The organism is Tateyamaria sp. ANG-S1 (genome assembly GCF_000814025.1).
Classification (GTDB): domain Bacteria; phylum Pseudomonadota; class Alphaproteobacteria; order Rhodobacterales; family Rhodobacteraceae; genus Tateyamaria.
In genome coordinates, this window is the sequence record NZ_JWLL01000005.1 from 27,112 (window position 1) to 45,464 (window position 18,353).

The 18,353-nt window shown below is 57.0% G+C and carries 15 protein-coding genes; 6 read left to right on the top strand and 9 right to left on the bottom strand.

Going from position 1 to position 18,353, the window contains the following annotated elements:
- Positions 1–39: 39 nt before the first annotated feature.
- Genes RA29_RS07480 through RA29_RS07490 form a run of 3 tightly spaced genes read right to left on the bottom strand, consistent with a single transcriptional unit; the run spans position 40 to position 2,822 of the window.
- On the bottom strand, positions 40–1,011 hold the full coding sequence (locus RA29_RS07480) for a DctP family TRAP transporter solute-binding subunit (protein WP_241462568.1): 972 nt from the start codon (positions 1,009–1,011) through the stop codon (positions 40–42).
- An 18-nt stretch (positions 1,012–1,029) separates the two neighbouring features.
- A complete protein-coding gene (locus tag RA29_RS07485) occupies positions 1,030–2,313 on the bottom strand; it encodes a TRAP transporter large permease subunit (protein WP_039684613.1) in 1,284 nt (427 codons plus the stop codon).
- Positions 2,310–2,822 (bottom strand): TRAP transporter small permease, encoded by a 513-nt coding sequence (locus tag RA29_RS07490; protein WP_241462569.1) that lies wholly within the window; start codon positions 2,820–2,822, stop codon positions 2,310–2,312. Before RA29_RS07490 ends, RA29_RS07485 begins: the two co-directional genes overlap by 4 nt.
- Positions 2,823–2,955: 133 nt before the next feature.
- Here RA29_RS07490 and RA29_RS07495 point away from each other — a divergent pair, with 133 nt between their 5' ends.
- Together RA29_RS07495 and RA29_RS22380 are read left to right on the top strand one after the other, a co-directional pair.
- The gene (locus RA29_RS07495; protein WP_039684615.1) at positions 2,956–3,975 is read left to right on the top strand and encodes a LacI family DNA-binding transcriptional regulator; all 1,020 of its coding nucleotides are present in this window, start codon (positions 2,956–2,958) and stop codon (positions 3,973–3,975) included.
- A 616-nt stretch (positions 3,976–4,591) separates the two neighbouring features.
- Positions 4,592–4,939 (top strand): SDR family NAD(P)-dependent oxidoreductase, encoded by a 348-nt coding sequence (locus RA29_RS22380; protein WP_241462582.1) that lies wholly within the window; start codon positions 4,592–4,594, stop codon positions 4,937–4,939.
- 336 nt (positions 4,940–5,275) lie between these two features.
- Here RA29_RS22380 and RA29_RS21795 read toward each other — a convergent pair whose 3' ends face one another.
- The 4 genes from RA29_RS21795 to RA29_RS07515 form a co-directional block, all read right to left on the bottom strand.
- On the bottom strand, positions 5,276–5,671 hold the full coding sequence (locus RA29_RS21795) for a nuclear transport factor 2 family protein (RefSeq protein ID WP_052249530.1): 396 nt from the start codon (positions 5,669–5,671) through the stop codon (positions 5,276–5,278).
- A gap of 30 nt (positions 5,672–5,701) precedes the next feature.
- Positions 5,702–6,118 carry a nuclear transport factor 2 family protein gene (locus tag RA29_RS07505; RefSeq protein ID WP_039684617.1) on the bottom strand — a complete coding sequence of 139 codons (417 nt, stop codon included), beginning with the start codon at positions 6,116–6,118 and terminating at the stop codon, positions 5,702–5,704.
- Between the two features lie 82 nt (positions 6,119–6,200).
- Entirely contained in the window at positions 6,201–6,857 is a 657-nt protein-coding gene (locus RA29_RS07510) for a hypothetical protein (protein ID WP_039684620.1), read from the bottom strand.
- A gap of 9 nt (positions 6,858–6,866) precedes the next feature.
- On the bottom strand, positions 6,867–7,442 hold the full coding sequence (locus tag RA29_RS07515) for a redoxin domain-containing protein (RefSeq protein WP_039684622.1): 576 nt from the start codon (positions 7,440–7,442) through the stop codon (positions 6,867–6,869).
- A 103-nt stretch (positions 7,443–7,545) separates the two neighbouring features.
- On the opposite strand from RA29_RS07515, the gene RA29_RS07520 reads away from it, so the two are divergent.
- The 4 genes from RA29_RS07520 to RA29_RS07535 all read left to right on the top strand — a co-directional run bounded on the left by RA29_RS07520 (position 7,546) and on the right by RA29_RS07535 (position 16,071).
- Positions 7,546–8,409, top strand: a complete 864-nt coding sequence (locus tag RA29_RS07520) for a LysR family transcriptional regulator (protein ID WP_039684624.1) — start codon at positions 7,546–7,548, stop codon at positions 8,407–8,409.
- A 745-nt stretch (positions 8,410–9,154) separates the two neighbouring features.
- Complete coding sequence (locus RA29_RS21800) at positions 9,155–12,892, top strand: CHRD domain-containing protein (protein WP_052249531.1); 3,738 nt, start codon at positions 9,155–9,157, stop codon at positions 12,890–12,892.
- Between the two features lie 63 nt (positions 12,893–12,955).
- Positions 12,956–14,704: a type I secretion system permease/ATPase gene (locus tag RA29_RS07530; protein WP_039684626.1), complete on the top strand. Its 1,749-nt coding sequence runs from the start codon at positions 12,956–12,958 to the stop codon at positions 14,702–14,704.
- Complete coding sequence (locus RA29_RS07535) at positions 14,701–16,071, top strand: HlyD family type I secretion periplasmic adaptor subunit (protein ID WP_052249532.1); 1,371 nt, start codon at positions 14,701–14,703, stop codon at positions 16,069–16,071. The genes RA29_RS07530 and RA29_RS07535 overlap by 4 nt, the downstream gene beginning before the upstream one ends.
- A 12-nt stretch (positions 16,072–16,083) precedes the next feature.
- On the opposite strand, the gene RA29_RS07540 is transcribed toward RA29_RS07535, so the two are convergent.
- Positions 16,084–17,004, bottom strand: a complete 921-nt coding sequence (locus tag RA29_RS07540) for a LysR family transcriptional regulator (RefSeq protein WP_039684628.1) — start codon at positions 17,002–17,004, stop codon at positions 16,084–16,086.
- A gap of 377 nt (positions 17,005–17,381) precedes the next feature.
- Positions 17,382–18,278: a LysR family transcriptional regulator gene (locus tag RA29_RS07545; protein WP_039684630.1), complete on the bottom strand. Its 897-nt coding sequence runs from the start codon at positions 18,276–18,278 to the stop codon at positions 17,382–17,384.
- Positions 18,279–18,353: the final 75 nt, after the last annotated feature.

The window sequence follows — 18,353 nt, forward strand, 5'->3', positions numbered from 1 at the left end:
GGCACGTAGTGTCGCGCCCGGCGCTGCGCTAGAGCGCTCTTATTCCGCCGATGCTGCCAGGATCGCGTTGATCAAGTCTTCGCCGTGTTCGGCGATAAACCCATCCCATGCAGGACGCACGGCTGCCTGAAACGCCTGGCCATCAACATCATCGTTGATCTCAAGATGTGCGCTGAGCGTTTCGAGCATTGCCGCTTCGCCATCGACTGCCAGATTCCGCTGATACGCCACGGCTTCTGCTGCGACCTCCATCAGCGTTGCCTGCGTTTCGGCAGGAAGGCTTTCGTACTTGGCTTTGTTCATCACCCATCCCAGCGGCGAATAGGCGTGGCGTGTGAGTGACAGGTAATCCTGCACTTCATAGAAACGGAACGACAGTGTCACCGGAATCGGGTGGTCCTGCGCGTTCACCACACCTGTTTCCAGCGAGGTATACAATTCGTTCACATCCAGCTGGGTTGGGTTCGCCCCAAGCGCCTGGAACATGTCTGACAGCGCCTGAGAGTTGTTCACCCGCATCTGTAGCCCTGCCACATCATCTGGCACCCGGATCGGCCCAGTGTTGTTGGTCATATTGCGGAAGCCATTCTCTGGATAGCCCAACAGGATCAGCCCGTGCTGTTCCAGATCAGCACCAACGCTTTGGCCCACCTCACCATCCAGGACTTTGTATGCGGTTTCCCGGGTGGGGAACATAAAGGGCAGCGTGAACGCCGCCGCTTCTGGGATCAGGCCGGTATAGTTGTTGAGGCCAGCAATGGTGATGTCGATTGTGCCCGACCGTGCGCCATCAATCGCCTGCGCGTCAGAGCCAAGCTGACCACCCGGGAAAATCTGAACATCAAGGTCGCCACCGGTCCGTTCCGCAAGCGTTTCCGCGAAGAACTCCGCCATCTGATGCTGGATGTCAGCCTCTGGCACCGGGTGCGCAAATCGAAGTGTTTCCGCACTTGCCGGTGCGACAAGGATCGCAGCAGTAAACAAGGCTGCAACTGCGGTTTTCATGGTCATTGTATTCCTCCCATAGGTTTACTTACCGATGAAAAATTCCATCGGAACGATGATGATGCTTGGAAAGGCGATGAAGAGGCCAAGAAGCATCAGGTAAGCCAGAATGAACGGGGCAGTGCCCGTCACGGCTTGCGATAAGGGCACACGGCTCACACCGCACACCACATTCAGAACATTGCCGACGGGCGGGGTGATCAGCCCGATGGACGTGTTGATGATGAACATCAGGCCGAAATAGACCTCGTTGATCCCGGCCTCCCGCACGATTGGCATCAGAAGCGGCACAAGGATCAGAACAGTTGGTGCAAGGTCCATCACCATTCCGATCAGCAGGACGCAGATCATGATGACGAGCATCAGGGTCTTGGGGTTGTCGATCAGCGGCCCCAGTAAATCAGCCAATTGCTGCGGCAGTTGGGCGATTGTGATCAGCCAAGCGGCGACCATCGCACAGCCGACCAGGAACATGACCATAGCCGTGGATCTGCCTGCCGAAATCAGGACGTGGTACAGCTTTGCCAGCGTTAACTCGCGGTAGATGACCGTTGACACCACAATCGCGTAGACTGCTGCGACCACTGCCGCCTCGGTTGGCGTGAAAACGCCGAAACGGATGCCGCCGATGATGATCAACGGCAGCAATAGTGCCCAAAAACCGTCCCGCAGGGCTGCGAGCCGTTCGGCCCCGGTGGCTTTGGGCAGAACCTCAAGGTCCTCCTTGCGCATAAGAAAGGCCCAAAGCGCAACCAGTGTCGCCCCCATCATTAGGCCAGGCGCAATCCCACCCAGAAACAGGTCCTTGATCGAAATACCGCCAGCCACACCGATCAGGATCAGGGGAAGCGAAGGTGGGATGACAGGCGCAATGATGCCGCCCGACGCCAGCAGGCCCAGCGACCGACCCTCGGGATAACCCGCCTTGCGCATCATCGGATAGATAATTGAGACAAGCGCTGCCGCATCTGCCACCGCAGACCCGGACAGACCCGCAAGCAGGACGGCTGCAAAAATCCCCACATAGCCGAGACCGCCCTTGCGGTGCCCCAAGAGCGATGTGGCCAGTCGGACAATGCGTTGCGACAGGCCGCCGACTGACATGACCTCACCGGCGACAAGAAAGAAGGGAATGGCCAGCAGGGGAAAACTGTTCACACCGTTGATCAGTGATTGCCCCATGATGTCCGCGCTGAACATGTCCAGATGCAACATCAGCGCCATGGCCGACAACAGCAGTGAGAACGCGACAGGCAGGCCCAACAGGATCCCGACAATCAGGACGGATAGAAAGATGAAAAGCGTCATTGATGCATCTCCGCCGCATAGCGGTCGTCATCGTGACCGCCATCAAGACGGGCGCCGGGATTGACGATGCGCACTGCGCCAATAGCGATCATCAGCACCGACGACACCACGCCAGACAGGTAGAACAAGCCAGATGGCAGCCCCGTCAAAGGGGAAATGTTGTTCCAGTTCGCAAGGGTCTGCCGCCACGCCCCCACAAACAGCATCAAAACGGCAGCAACCACGATGGCGTAAGCCAACCTGCGCAAAAACAGCACAAGGGGTGCGGGCAGAAGGTTCAGAACGTCGTGCACGGCCAGATGCTCATTCCGGCGCAGAACAACGGCTGCCCCCAGCATGACCAGCCAAACAAGGCTCAGCCGGGACAGCTCGATGGCCTCGCGAATGCCAGAGGAGAAACCATAGCGCAGCACGACATTGGCGAAGACCATGGCGATCATCCCAACCAGGATCAGCGCCATGATTCCGTCGATGCAGCGCCACAAAATGTTCAGGGTGCGGTTTAACACTTGGCCTCCCTCCAAACGTAAGGTTATCGATAACCTTCTGCTATGGGTTATCGATAACCTAAACTTGTGTCAACCACGCTAATTTCTTGGAGTGAGCGGCATTGGGCGGTAGACGTGAACGGGGGGAGGCCGCATGAGCGAACAGAACACACCCAGCAAACGGGTAACACTCGCCGAGGTGGCCAAACTCGCGGGCGTCAGTCAGATGACCGCCTCAAAGGTGATGCGCGAAACTGGCAGCATCTCTGGCCCGACACATGAAAAGGTCAAGCAGGCGGCAAACCAATTGGGTTATGTTCCCAACCGGTTAGCAGGCTCGCTCAGGTCTAAATCCAGTGACATCGTCGCGGTCGTTCTCCCGTCGATCAACGACAGTATTTTTGGCGATGTTGTCAGCGGCATTAACTCAGTTCTACGGCCCAAGGGCTACATCACTTTCATCGGCGAAACGCAGCTCGAAAGCCAAAGCGAAGAAGATATGCTGCGCACTGTTCTATCGCTTCACCCGGCAGGCTTGATCTTGACCGGGGGCATCGCGCGTTCTGAAAATGCCACTCAAATGCTGCAAAGTTGGCGATGCCCTACGATTCAGATCTGGGGCGATTCAGCCTCCCGCGTGGACGGTACCGTCGGCCCAAATCATAAAGACGCGGGGTCACTAGTTGCCAATCATTTTTGCGAACGGGGGATCACAGCCCCGGCCTATATTGGTGCCGAATTGCAAAAGGATCTCTGCGCCGCCGAGCGGTTCGAAGCGTATCGCTCCGCTCTTCGCAGTCGAGGGATTTCAATCAATGCAATCGTTGAGGATGCAATGCCACGTCAATGGGAAACGGGCCGTGTTCTTGCCGAGCGTCTCATGCGCGATCATCCCGAAACAGATGCGATCTATTGCTTGAACGACGCCATTGGGCTGGGTGCATTGTCCTGGCTCCATCAGGAAGGGTTCGATGTGCCAGAGCGTGTTGCCGTGGCCGGGTTCAATGGAACCTCCTGGATCAACGCAGTCCGAACCCGGCTGACAACCGTAAACGTTCCTCGTTACGAGCTTGGACAGATGGCGGCGACATCACTCACGGATTTGCTTGATGGAAAAAGGATTGCGTCGACCTCACAGCTGCCAGCGGAGCTGATTTACGGCAATACCACATGATTTTCCAAAATAGCGCCACTCCTTGAAACAACTCGGGTACGGGAGGCCGTAAGCTCTGCGATTTTGCCTTATAGGCGTTGAGTTGCTCTGATGGCCGCCGCCGCGTACTATAGCAATAACTAGTATTCTGCTTGCTCAACGGCACTTGAGTTTCAGCAATTGTAGCGGTTTTGACCTTGCGATCACGCACAGCCCAAAAGTACGAGTATCGCCTTGAGCTAATTCCTACTATCGGAGGTAGCGCAGCATCCACTGACGAGAAGCTTCAAGGACGGCCCATTGCCGACCTTTGGGGGATTCCGAATGCTGCGGATGCAGCCCGCATTGCTGAATTTCGCTGCGGTTGCAGGAAGGAAGTCATCTGATTTTCGGACACTCCAGAATTACAACGAAAGATTAGAAACGGGGGGCTCAAAGCTCTCGCCAGTATAGCTTAAGCGGCAATTCCCAGTTTTGACGCCAGCCTGCCACAAGTTCTGCAAATTAGAGTGGTTCAGTGAATTCAACTTTATTGCGCGGGCAGAGCAAACCAGGATGTCAGATAAAAACTCGACCAGCTTTGAAGAAAGGCTTGACGGAGGCATTTACGCTGGAGCAGGCCCGATCCTGCTTTGACGTGAATTTGTTTGGTGTGATCGCCATGACGCGGGCGGTTCTTCCACCGATGCGTCAGCAGAAATCAGGGCTGATCATCAATCTCAGCTCCTCTGCTGGACGACTGAGCATCCCGTATTTCGGGCTCTACTGCGCCTCGAAATGGGCGTTAGAAACGTGGGTCGAAACACTCAACTATGAGCTTCAACCCCATGGTGTTGAGAGCATTCTTTTGGAACCGTCCGGCCACGGCACCGATCGGCGCCCGCCCCGTCACCGTCGTGGCATACCGGAGTGGTTCAGGAGACGGCCTTCCTCGTTGGTGTCACAACGACGGGGACGCTCGAAAACGTCGGCCTTGGCGTCGTAGCGACCGATTTCGAACAAGGTCTCTGGGCATGACAGAAAAGATGACCGGGCGATGGCCCGGTCACGTCAAATCCTTTGAAGGTCCGACACAGGCTCAGAACGCCAGTGTCACTATATGCGCCAAATCCAATTCACCCCCGCTTCCAGGAAACTGAAATTCCGCGCAAAATAAGTTTTGCCGGATCTATCCGCGTTCCCGACGCCTACTTTTGCCAAAAGCGAGCAATATTTGGAATGGTGGCACCGTGGACTGTACATGTCTCACCAAAAGACCATGCGCACAATCCGTAGAGGGTTGTTTAATTGGCCACCTCGATCTGAGCGGACTATCTTTCAGCTATGAACACACGGGTTTTGGCACGCGAAGCGGGCAATCGATGAAGTACGTCCAACCCCCATGATCCATTCGTTTGGTAACCTCGGTGGACACACCGCCACCCACGATGTTGCCGTCATGATCCTCAATGGTCCATTCCCCCTGCAGAAGCGCAGTGTCCCCATTGATCATCTCTCCGGAGACTGAGGGCTTTAGAATGAGCCGGTTTGCCACAAAATCCTGAAAGATTTGGCGCACACCATCGTGCCCTTCCATCGGTGCACCGTCTGGGTCCATTGCGACGCGGCAATCCGGGTGAAACATGGAAAGAACCCCCTCCATGTCTCCATCTTTTACAAACTCGGCGACGCGCTCCGCAATCTGGTGCGGATGTTCAGCGATCTTACGTTGGGTCATGATTTGGTCTCGATCAGAAATAGGGTGGTGTTAAGAGAAATCTGCAGGCGACACGTCAGGCGGCCTGTTATCCATGTCGAATAGGAGCTTCCATTCGCCCGCTGCATTGCGACGATAGGCCAGCAAAACCCTGCCTGTGAGGTGATCGTCGTCTTGCGTCGTGTCACCGGAAAGCGGTTCGAAGTAATAGACGCCAGACAGGATCGCCATCGTGCCTTCCAGGAAAGCTGTCTCTTCTTTGTAGTGCAGCGTGCTCTGAATGTTGGCAAAGGCCTGCGCATACCAGGGTTTGATCTGATCTACGCCGCGCATCAAAGGAAATTCCGCGTTCGCATAGACGCTTTCCGGATCGTAGAGTGTGACCAGCGTATCGATATCCTTGGCGTTAAAAGCAGCCAGCCATGTGTCGTGATTGGCGCGCACCTTCTCAAGTTCAGCGGTATTCATAGTAAACTTCCGTTCGTCTGTTTCGTTTCATCTGCACGTGACGCCAGCACGTGTTAACTCGTTGTCCGCACGCCATTTTGCGTTAGCTGATCGTATGGGGGACTTGCTGTGTTCCAAGCAGTTGGCGGACCCGCGAGGCAAATGCATCAGGGTCGTAGATGGAAGTGATGGCCCCGCGATTTTGACCTGCGTCATCCCAGACAATGGACGTCGGATAAGAGGTCACGCCCAAGTCCAACGCGTGCTGATAGGTCTTTGCGACCGTCGGATGATCCTCGGTCGCTATGACAATCTCAGCGGTATTGAGGCGCGGCAAATCCAACGTATCGCACAAATCATCATAGGTCTTTGCCGCATTCAAATCTCGACCATGCATAAAGTGCTCGACCAAAAGCGCCTCGGCAAACCGCACGACGTTTTTGGGCGAGGTCAGAGCTTTCATGTTCATCACGGCCAAACTGGGTGGGGCTGAAATGCTCATCGGCGTTTTGTCCTGACGCATCATGTCAAAAAACGCCTCACCCACAGGCTGGCCTGTGACCGCTGTCATCTTTGGGGCTGCCTTCGAAATGTAGTCCAACATATCGCCATAGGGCCCGACCCGATCACCTCTGATCAAGCCAGCTGGAACAACATCAATTTCGATATCAGGATGCGTGTCTACAAAGTGCCGCAAGGCTGGCACAAACCCATAGCACCATCCACACAGCGGATCATAAACGTAGGATACCTTTGGCATGATCGCTCCTTACGCGTTGGCCTTCATCCAGGCGTCAAACGCTTCATAAGCTGCGGGGTATTTCGCCTGCAAGAAGGCGGGATCAACAGTTGGACCATCAAATGTGACTGCATCGCTACCAGTGCGCGCCGCCGCGAAGGCCGCCCAGATGACCTCGGGTGTCGGACGACCAAGCGCCCCAAATCCGTTGATCTCTTGCGGATCAATGGCCCACCGCACCAGCACTTTGCCGGTCTGATCGACGATCACAACGCCCGGTTGGGCCATGCCATTTGGGTATTCTCCGGGCATCTCCTTAGGCGAAACAGCGATGTCAAAGCGCTGTGCTAACGTGTTTTCTACGTCCGACACCAGCTTGTAGTCCAAGGCCCAGTCCTGAGCCGCTTGGTCAACGCCTTGCTGCGATTGAGAGGTCACGGCATGGAGTTCTCCTCCCAGTGCGCGTAGATCTTTCAGGAAACGACCGTTCAGTTCGCGGATCTGACCTTCGCAAAACGGGCACCACTTGCCACGATAAAAGATCAGGGCCGTGTAAGGGCGCGATGCGATGTCTGCGTCGAACCATTCGCTGATATTCGTGTTCATGTGCCGTACTCCAACGTGTGATGGCCGCAACATAGGCCTGAGGATTGATGTACAAAAGAACACGTAGTAGTCATGCTGTGCTGAAATTTTGTACATATGACACATGCAGAACTGGGCCGAAATACGCACTGCTTTCCAAGTCGCGGAACTCAAGACCATCAGCGCCGCCGCAGAGGTCCTTGGGCTTCATCGTGCGACGGTGGTGCGCCATATTGATGTTTTGGAACAAGAACTTGGCGCCAAGATTTTCCATCGTCACAGCCGCGGGTATGAGCCAACCGAGGCCGGTCAGGATTTGCTGAATGTCGCGCGGGCAACGCAGGATCAGTTCAACCAACTGGCCGCCCGGACGCGCAATACATCTAGCGATCTGTCCGGCGACTTTATCGTGACATCCCATGAACATGTCGCCGAGCTTCTGATGCCTGCGCTGGCGCAATTTGGGTCTGAAAATCCAAACCTGCATGTGCAGTACGTCGCCAGTGCCGAGGTGCTAAAACTCGAGTACGGCGCGGCGCACATGGCTTTGAGAAGCGGGCCCAAACCGTCAGAACCGGATAACGTCGTTCTGCCGTTTACAGGCCTCAGTTTCGGTCTTTATGCACACCCGGAGTACTTGGACGTGCACGGCCATCCCAGCCTTCCAAAGGACATTAGCAGGCACAGATTTATTCGGTGGGATACGCCCAGCAGGACCATGCCATTTTCAGTTTGGTTTGATGAATATGTACCTGAGAACAACGTTGTTTTGTCTTCGAGAGACTTGAGCGTCGTGGAAAAAGCGGTGTCTAACGCTCTAGGTATCGGCCTCGTGGCAGAATTGCCCTCCTCCGCGCGATATGGGTTGCAAACTGTGTTTCCAACCCTTGCACACTGGCAAATGCCGCTGTGGTTGGTCACACACGTTGACCTCCATCGCTCACGTAAAATCCAAGCATTCTTGCACACGCTGAAACAGATGGTCTGAACGACAAGATGAAAAACGCTCGATCTTTGGAAAAAAGGACCCAATCGCATGTGGCGCACTGATCGTGTCGGACAAAGCCCACTGGCGGGTCGATATACGCAGTGTTCTACGCAGGCGAACAAGCCATAGGTGCACGTCGCCAACCATCCGTTTGTCTTCCATCTACTTTTCAACCGAGGCACGTGTCACTTTCCACGTCTCGAACTGAACAGGCTTGTCCTTCTTGCTCTGCAAAGCGAATGCTTGCTCTTTGATCTGGCCTCAAACCATAACATCAACCACCTTCATCTTCATCAGGTCGCAGCTGCATAGCTTAATGTCGATACATAGCGAATGGCCGCTTCGACGGGCCGCATCCCGGTATTGCCGAGGACCAGCCAACGGCAGTTGTGGGCAGGCTTGTTTTTGCCGTTCCTACTTTGACCGTTGATGCACTGTTGATGCCGCGAGCTGCCATTTTAAAAACGTCCCCTGCTTTAGCTGTCAAAGTAAACTTCGCGAACAGTTTCGTGAAAAGACGTCAGAGAATAACTCAAGCTAGCAAGCGACTTATTTTAGAACGTTGTTTGTAAATGGAAAAATCTTCCCCAGCCTCACATAGTTCGTGACTATTTCTAGAGCTTATACACCGCATTCGGACCAAGAATTTCCAATACATCCACGCATCCGCACTTGATTGCACAGCGGAGAGGCCACGGTTTCGGTCTGATCTCCGCAGCAACCAAATCTCAAGCGGAGATCACCCATGCTTTCCGAACTACTTGCAAGCCTGCGCGCCAGATTGCTGACGACCTCGTCCCTGGCTCAGGAAACTGTCCGCGACGGACAGACACTGACCAACGGCTTTTTCCAAAGCACCGTTGTCGACAACACACCTGCCTTCGTTCTGAACAACGATCTTTCCCGGCTTCTGAACTTCGGCGAAATCGAAACCAATGGCGCACCGTCCGCGGTGTCGGTCGAGGCCGAGGACGTATCGGTCTTCAACTTCCGCACAGGCAGCATTGAGGCCAACGGCCCAGACGCCACCGGCATCGAAGTGACTGACGGCTCCAGCGCCGACATTCGCAACTTCGGCAGCATTGCGGGCGAGTTGAATGGCGTTGAATTCAGCGGTCCAAACAGCTCCGGCACCCTCGACAACTTCCGTGGCGGTGTCATTTCGTCCGACAGCCGCGCGGTCGAGATCGAAGGTGAAGGGATCAGCGTTCGCAACTTTGGCGATATTGTCGGTACCGACAACCAGCGCAACGGCACCATCTACACCAACGCGACAGCGGAAGATGTCAGCATCTCGAACTTCACGGGCGGGACGATTGACGCAGGCGACGGGAACGACGGCGCAGGCATTTCGTTCCAGGTCGGCGACGAAGCGGGCGACGTGGTGTCGAACGCTGTCTTCAACGGCTTTGGCGCCACCATTCAAGGACGCGGCCAAGCGGCGTCGAACACCGGCGGTGCGGGCGACGGCATTCGCATCAACAATGGCGCAGAGGGCACCGTGTCTGACACAGACATCGTGAACTCGGGCCTTATCTCGTCGGAAAGCAACAACGGCACAGCGGCAGGTATCCGTATCGCCGATGGCGCCGCTGCCGAAGGTCGTATCCTGAACACATCCACCGGTGTGATCGAGGGCGTGCGCAATGGCTTGTACATTGGCGAGGCCGAGCATGATCTCGATGTTCTGAACTTCGGGACGATCCAGTCGGACAGCCGCGCGGTGAACATCGATGGCACCGGCGTTGATCTGATCAACGCCGGTGACATTCTAGGCACAGGTGATCAGCGCAACGGCACCGTTTACGCTGATGGTACGGCGGATGACTTCAACGTCCGTAACCTTGCAAGCGGAACAATCGATGCCGGTGAAGGCAACGAGGGCTCCGGTTTCGGGGCCGAAATCGGCGGTGCCGCGGATGGTGCCAACACGTTCACGCTGGACAATGACGGAAGCATTCAGGGCCGTGGCAATGCGCCAGCGGGCAACAACCCGGCAGGCGACGGCGTGCGGATCGGCAATGTCGGCAACACCGGCACGACCGATGCCACCATCACGAACTCGGGCGAGATCCTCTCCGAAGGTGCCAACGGAACGGTCGCAGGTGTTCGCGTCGTCAATGGCGTTAACTTCCAGGGCGAGCTGTCCAACTCAGGTCTGATCGCGGGCGTTCAAAACGGTGTCTACTTCGGGACAGGCGACCACACAGGTGGTTCGTTCGTGAACGAAGCGGGCGGCGTTGTATCCTCGGACAGCCGTGCACTTAACATCGATGGAACGGGTTTGAGCGTTGAAAACGCCGGTTCGATCCTGGGTACAGATGACCAGCGCAACGGTACTGCCTACGCCGACGGCACAGCAGATGACTTCTCCGTCGTCAACAGCGGTTCCATCGACGCCGGTGCAGGCAACCAAGGCTCCGGGTTTGGGGCCGAGATTGGCGGTGCCGCTGACGGGGTGAACAGCTTCACCCTCGACAATTCCGGGACGATCCAAGGTCGCGGAAACGCAGCCGCGGGCACGCCGCTGGCAGGCGACGGTGTCCGGATCGGCAATGTCGGCAATATCGGTGTAACCGATGCTGTCATCTCCAACTCCGGTACCATCACGTCCGAAGGCGCCAACGGTACTGTTGCTGGTGTCCGGGTTGTGAACGGCATCGACTTCAAAGGTGAGCTGAGCAACTCCGGGACGATCTCCGGTGTTCAAAACGGTGTCTACTTCGGCACAGGTGATCATACGGGCGGGTCCTTTGTGAACTCCGGCGTGGTGTCGTCTGACAGCCGTGCGCTGAACATCGACGGCGAAGGACTGGACGTTGTGAACTCCGGCGCGATCCTTGGCACTGGCGATCAGCGGAACGGCACGGTTTATGCCGACGGCACAGCCGACAACTACACCTTCACCAACACCGGTGTTGTAGATGCCGGGCTTGGCAACAACGGCTCTGCTGTGTCGCTGCAGACCGGAGACGTGGACGGCGATGTCGTGTCGGCTGCGATCTTCAACGAAGGCGTGTTCCAAGGACGCGGCGATGCGGTTGAAGGCAACACAGTCGGCGATGGCCTGCGTCTCTTCAGCAGCCAGGAAGATGCGAGTTTTGCCGGTCTGGTGCAGAATGAAGGCGTCATTGCCGGGTCCGAAGACAGCGACGCCGCTGCGGGTATCCGCATCGATGGTGGTCTGAACCTGCTCGGCGCGATCCTGAACGACGGTGAAATCACGGGCACGGTCAACGCCATTGATGCCCGCGATGCAGGCGACGTGACATTCGTCAATGACGATGAAGGTGTCGTAAATGGTAACGTGTTACTTGGTGCTGGAGATGACATCGTTGTAGACCTTGGTCAGATCAACGGTGTCGTCGACGGCGGCGCTGGCGATGACGTTCTGATTGCCGGTCAAGGCGACAACGTGATTGTCGGCGGTCTGGGCAACGACTTCATCGAAGGTGGTGATGGCATCGATACGGCCGACTTCTCGGACCAGGATGTTGCGGTCACTGTCAACCTCGGCGCCAACGGCAACGGCACAGCGACCCGCGAAACCGGGTTCACGGTGTCCGTCGAGAATGTTTTGGTCGGCGCATCCTTGCAGCCCACCCAGAACATCAACGACGCAGCCGGATTTGTCTCGGAAGCCATTGCCGGGAACCTCTACTACAACATTCACACCTCGGACTTCCCAGGCGGTGAAATCCGCGGCCAGTTCGAAGTTGTCAGTGATGAGGGCGACGGGCACGGGCGTGTCATCGAACTAGTGGCGACACTCGACGCCAGCCAGGAACCTGGTCCGACCTCCGACAGCGATGCGACAGGCACGGCGACACTGACCATCTCGGTCGATGAAGCCACCGGTCAGGTTGTCTACTCTTCGGAGTTGACCGTGACGGGCCTGAACGAAGCCGACCTACAAACGCCGGTTTCGGGCGCCGTGTCGGCCATCCACCTGCACAACGCTCCTGCCGGGATCAACGGCCCCATCGCGCAGGACACGCTGGTGGACGCTGGCGCAACCATTGATGCAGATGCCCCTACGGGTGTGTCCGGCGTGGATGTCATCGACGAAGTGGTCGAGACGGACGTCCTCAGCTCGATCGAGAACGTGATCGGGTCGGACGATGGCGACGTCATCATCGGGTCCAATGCCGACAACACCCTGTCGGGTGATGACGGTGACGACCTGCTGAACGGTGGCCAAGGGGACGACCTGCTGCTCGGTGGCCAAGGGGACGACCTGCTGTTCGGTGGCGAAGGCTCTGACACCTTCACCTTCGAAGGGTTGTTCGGCAACGACACGGTCGGCGACTTTGAAGTGGGCGTGGACCGGTTAGACTTCTCCGACTTCGGCCCGGACTTCGCTGAGAGCCTTGTTGTGTCGCAAGACGGCGACGACGCCCTGCTGACCTTCTCCTCGGACGCCTCCGTGCGCCTCGAAGGGGTCAACAGCAGCGACTTCGCCGACGATGACTTCATCGCCTGATTGAAACAGACCGAGGTGGCGGCGCATGTCGCCACCTCTTCACGCTGAAAAGAGATCACCCAAATGTTTCAGAAAAAATCCACCGTCAAATCCGCATGGGGCAAGCTGCGCAGCGGCTTTTTCGCCATCGGCTTCTTCAGCATGATCCTGAACCTGCTGATGCTCGCAGGCCCCCTCTACATGTTGCAAGTCTATGATCGCGTTTTGACCAGCCAGAACATGGACACCCTGATTGCCCTCAGCATCCTGCTGGGTGGCGTTTTCCTCGTGACCGGCCTTCTTGATCTGATCCGCATGCGAATCCTCAGCCGCCTTGGCGCGCGGTTTGAGCTAGAAATTGGCGCGCCAATCCTGCAGGCCTCGATCCGCCGCCGGGTTCAAGGCAAGGCCAGTGGCGACAACCCCGCCGCTGATGTGAACGGGATGCGAGACTTCATTTCGGGGCCGACTCTGGTTGCATTCTTTGATGCGCCGTGGATCCCGCTGTATCTTGGCGTGCTTTATGTACTGCACCCCTATCTTGGCGCGCTTGGTCTGGCTGGTGCGCTTTTCCTGACAATTATGGCCCTGATCAACAACGCGCGCTCTGCCGATGTGATGCAAGACGCTGCCCAAGCGCGCGCCAGGTCCGACAGTTTGTTCACCTCCAGTGAGCAGAACGCAGAGCTTGTCCACGCAATGGGTATGACTGGTGATCTCGCCCGGCGTTGGACAGCTCTGCAACACAATGCGCATCACCTGAAATCCCGTGTGTCTGACCGGCTGGCCAGCTTTTCGGTCATGTCCAAGACAACCCGGATGGCGCTGCAATCGGGTATGTTGGGTTTGGGTGCGGCTCTGGCTGTCAGCGGTCAGGCCACCGCGGGTGTGATGATTGCGGCCACCATCGTGCTGGCGCGCGCGCTGGCACCCATCGACCAGCTGATTGGTCAGTGGCGCACCTTCCTGGCCGCCCGCGGGTCGTACAAGACCTTGCGCGCCCTGTCGGAAACCTACCCCGAGCCACCCAAGCGGCTGGCACTGCCGCGTCCGCAAATTTCACTCAACGCAAACATTGCGCAGGCGGGCCCACCCTTGGCGCAGAACGCCACCATTGGCGGGATCGAGTTTGCCCTGTCGGCCGGCGATGTTTTGGCTGTGATTGGTCACAGCGGGTCCGGTAAGTCGACGCTGGCCAAGATGCTGGCGGGGATCTGGACACCGCAACGCGGGGCCATTCGCCTGGACGGGACCCCCATGGCCAAATGGGATCCCGAAGAGCTTGGACAGTTGGTGGGGTATTTGCCGCAGGATGTGCATCTGTTCGATGGGACCATTCGCGAAAACATTGCGCGGTTCTCAACGTCGATCGACGATGGCAAGGTGCTGGCCGCAGCCGTCGCTGCCGATGTGCATGGATTGATCAGCAGCCTGCCCGATGGTTATGCGACCGAGATTGGCAACGGGTTCCACCTGTCTGGTGGCCAACGCCAACGGATCGCGCTGGCCCGTGCGCTCTACGATGATCCGTTCATTCTGGTGTTGGACGAGCCGAATTCCGACCTTGATGCCCAAGGCGAAGCGGCGCTGCGCAACGCCATTCGTGGCGCCAGCGCACGCGGGGCCGTCACCTTCGTGATGACACATCGGCCCAGCACGTTGGAAGCGGTCAATAAGGTTTTGACACTTAATAAAGGTATGCAAACGGGCTTTGGGGACAAGGAAGACATCCTGCGTCCGCGCCAGCAAGGGACACCCGTGGCCCAGACGGCCGCCGCGCAACTGGCCGCCTGGCGCTCGCAAAAACCTGCTTTGAAAGGAGCAGCACAATGACAACCGCACTCACCCCCGCCCGCAAAACCGGTGTTTTGCGCCTAGAGGACTATAACCGCGTTCAACCCAAAGCCTCTGGCGCTGGCATCACCGGCTTTGTGATCTTTGGACTGTTCGCCGTCATCGGCTTTCTTGGCGGTGCCGCCTACTGGGCGACTGCGTCCAAACTTGACGGCGCAGTTGTGGCCCAGGCGAGTTTTGTTGTCGAAGGCAACCGCAAGACGGTCGAGCATCTGGATGGCGGCATTGTCAGCAGCATTCTTGTCAGCAACGGCGACTTGGTCGAAGCGGGCCAAACCCTTTTGGAACTGGACAGCACTGATCTGGGCGTCGATCTGGACGTGATCGAAAGCCAGCTCAGCGATCTGTCCGTTCGCCGTGCGCGGCTGATGGCCCAATTGCAGGAGGCCGACACATTTAATCAAGCATCCGTTGCGCAGATGATGCGTGTCGAACTGGACCCGGCAACGTGGGCCACTGCGTTCGCCACTCAGAAGTTGCTATTCGATGCAGAACGCCGGTCGCGCGATGCCGAAGAGGCGCTGACAGCGCAACGCATCGCCAATCTTGAGGATCAAGTGAGTGGTCTGCAATCGCAACGCGCCTCCAACACCCGTCAGTTGGACATCACGCGGCAAGAGTTGGGCAACCTGCAAACTTTGCTGGACAAGGGGCTTGTCGCTGCGGCGCGGGTGAATGCGCGCCGGGTCGAGGTGGAACGCCTGATCGGTGTGGACGCGGCCCTGTCGACGCAAGAGGCACAGGCCCGCAACCAGATCAGTGAGTTGCAGCTGGCCAGCATCGGTGCACGCACCTTGCGGGACGAGGCCGCCTCGACCGAACTGGCTCAGATCGACGCCTCACTTGCCACGCTCGAGCCGCAGTTTATCGGGGCCTCGGAACGACTGAAGCGTGTGGCTATCACCGCGCCTGTCAGCGGCCGGGTGGTCGAGATGACGGTGTTCACCGCGGGCGGCGTTGTCCGTCCGGGCGCACCCATTCTGGACATCGTACCGATTGACCAGCCGCTGGTGGTTGAGGCCCGGGTGAATACGGCCGACATCGAAAAGCTCTATGTTGGTCAATCCACACGCGTGCGTCTGTCTGCTTTTGATCAGGGCGATGTACCCGAGGCAGAGGGCCGTATCATCGACATCTCTGCCGACAGCCTCGAAGATGAGCGGACCGGAGATTACTACTACACCGCACGCGTCAAACTGGATGATGTCCAGCCCGAAGAGGTCGCCGCACTGGATCTGGTGCCTGGCATGCCAGCCGACCTGTTCGTGAACACGGGAGAACGCACGGCCCTTAGCTACCTGACCCAGCCTCTGAGTGACCGGCTGGCCCGCACTTTTATCGAATAAGAGAACGCAGCGTCACGTCACAAATGTTGGCGTGACGCCTTTGGGCGGGTTTTGCTGAATATAGGCCCCGATCTTGGCAAGCAGGGGTTTTCTGGGACAGTTCAACCGCGATGCTGCACCGAGATTGCGAAGGTTGCCGGGGCCTTCAAACGGGATGAAGGACAACGGCCAATTGTCCTTGCGGAACTGTTCGGCTGCGAGGGCGGACACGATGGTACAATCGTCGGAGTGACAGATGTGCCGACAGATGGTTTCGAAACGGAGCGCGGTTAAGTCGAATTTCTTCGCCCCGCGTGATATCTGGTCAGGGGTCGGCAACCGATGTTCAAGTTCGTATCCGAAAGAATGTGGAAGACGAATGAAGTCGTGTATTGGCACGTCTTCAGGTTTGATGGATCGCTGAGGCGCAAGCGGGTGGCCTTTGTTAACCGCCAAATACAAAGGCTCTTCCCAAATTGACGTGAATTCGAGCGTTGGATTGTGATTGAGTTTCGCGACCAAAGCCACGTCGAGGCTGTGATCCTCGACCTTCTTCAACATGTTCTGCGGCAGATCCTCGATCATGGTGACCCTCATGCTTGGAAAGAGGACACCAAAGAGGTTTGAGAAGTAGTCCGTCAGATACGGGGCCAGAGTTGGGGTCAGGCCGATTTTAAACGGCATCGCTTCCGGGTCTCGAAATTCTGTTGCCGTGTCCCTGATCCGTTGAGCGCTCAGTAGCATCTCTTCGGCAATTCTTACAATGCGTTGACCGCTCGCCGTCGGTCTTACCTCGCCGGTCAGACGCAGGAACAGATCAGTGCCCAGCTCATTTTCGAGTTTCTTAATTTGGTTTGACAGGGCGGGCTGTGAGACGTTGCAGTATTCCGCCGCGGCGCTGAAGCTTCCATATTTCGCAACTGCGGCGACGTACTCTAAATCTCGTAAATTCATTACTATCCACAATGCCTGTGTGGTTTTTCTTTAAGGGGCCTTTTTTGCAATGAAAAGAAACCTCCACAGGCGCGACTAGAGTAGGCTTGTGTGACAACGTCCGAGCCAAAGTCTTGTTTTACGCCAAGTATGCACAATGCCGTCGGCAGCTCGAAGGTCCAATACACGTTCGCTTGATCTCGTTGTGGACGGTTGTCCATGCTGCAATTCGTCAAAACAACCGTTGCGAAGCGCAAGCCTGTCACGTCCGCCGCCAAAGAGCGATACCACTGCCGGGCCAGTAGCAGGTGCATAGATCCGGTTCCTTCCGCCATGTTTGAATTCGAAGAAGCTGGGAGTTCGCGCCCGTAATCAGGTTCAAGGCGGACCTCACTACCTCAGACCGTGACTTCACGCGATCCAAAGCAAGTCGAGATGAACTGGCCAAAGACGTCGGTTTTCGAGGCAGATCTTGCCTCGGGTGGATAGACAAACCAGATAGGTGCGCTTGGCTTCCAAAGGGAGCCAGGCAAGACTTCGACAAGTTCGTGTCGCTCGAGTTCGTCCATCACCGCCAAACGCGACTTGATGGCCATGCCGACGCCCTGGCAGACGGCATCGGTCAATGTATCGGAGTTCGACACGAGGACGTTGGACCGTACAGTTGCGTCCTGACGCTTTCCCTTGGGATCCACGAAGGACATCCGTGTCTGCCAGGGAAGGCAAACCCACGGAAAATCAAGTGCCTCTTGCCAGGTGTCTGGTGATCCGTGCTGAGACAGAAAACTGGGCGCTGCACAGATGATGCGATCATTGTCTGTCAGCTTACGGGCCAAAAGCGCGCTGTCCGAAAGCTCCCCAACCCGAATGGCGCAGTCCTGCCCTTCTGCGGAAAGTGAAACGAAACGGTCGACGGCCAAAAACTCCATGCGCAGTTCGGGATGCGCGCGCTGAAACGCTGGAAGGCGAGGCAGAATGAACCGGGACAGGATCCACGGTGACATCGTGGAACGGATTACGCCGCTGAACTTGGCGCTGCCGCTGCCGGCGTCGCGTTCGGCCTGCGCCAAATCCGCGAGGATGACTTCTGTCCGTTCGAGGAAAATCTGCCCCTCGTCTGTCAGCATCAACATGCGGCTGTTGCGGTGAAAGAGTGTCAGCTTCAACGCTGCCTCCAACTTGCTCAGGCGATGGCTCGCGGTGGCAGGCGAGATGCTCATACGCCTGGCTCCGGCAGTCACGCCTTGGGCCTGGGCTATCGCAACAAAGGTCTTGAGATCGTCAATGGAGTACATTTGATTTTTTCGAATGCTGGTTTCTTAGTTTGACCTATTCATTTCATTTCTTCAATCGGCGTACTAGGCGTCAGT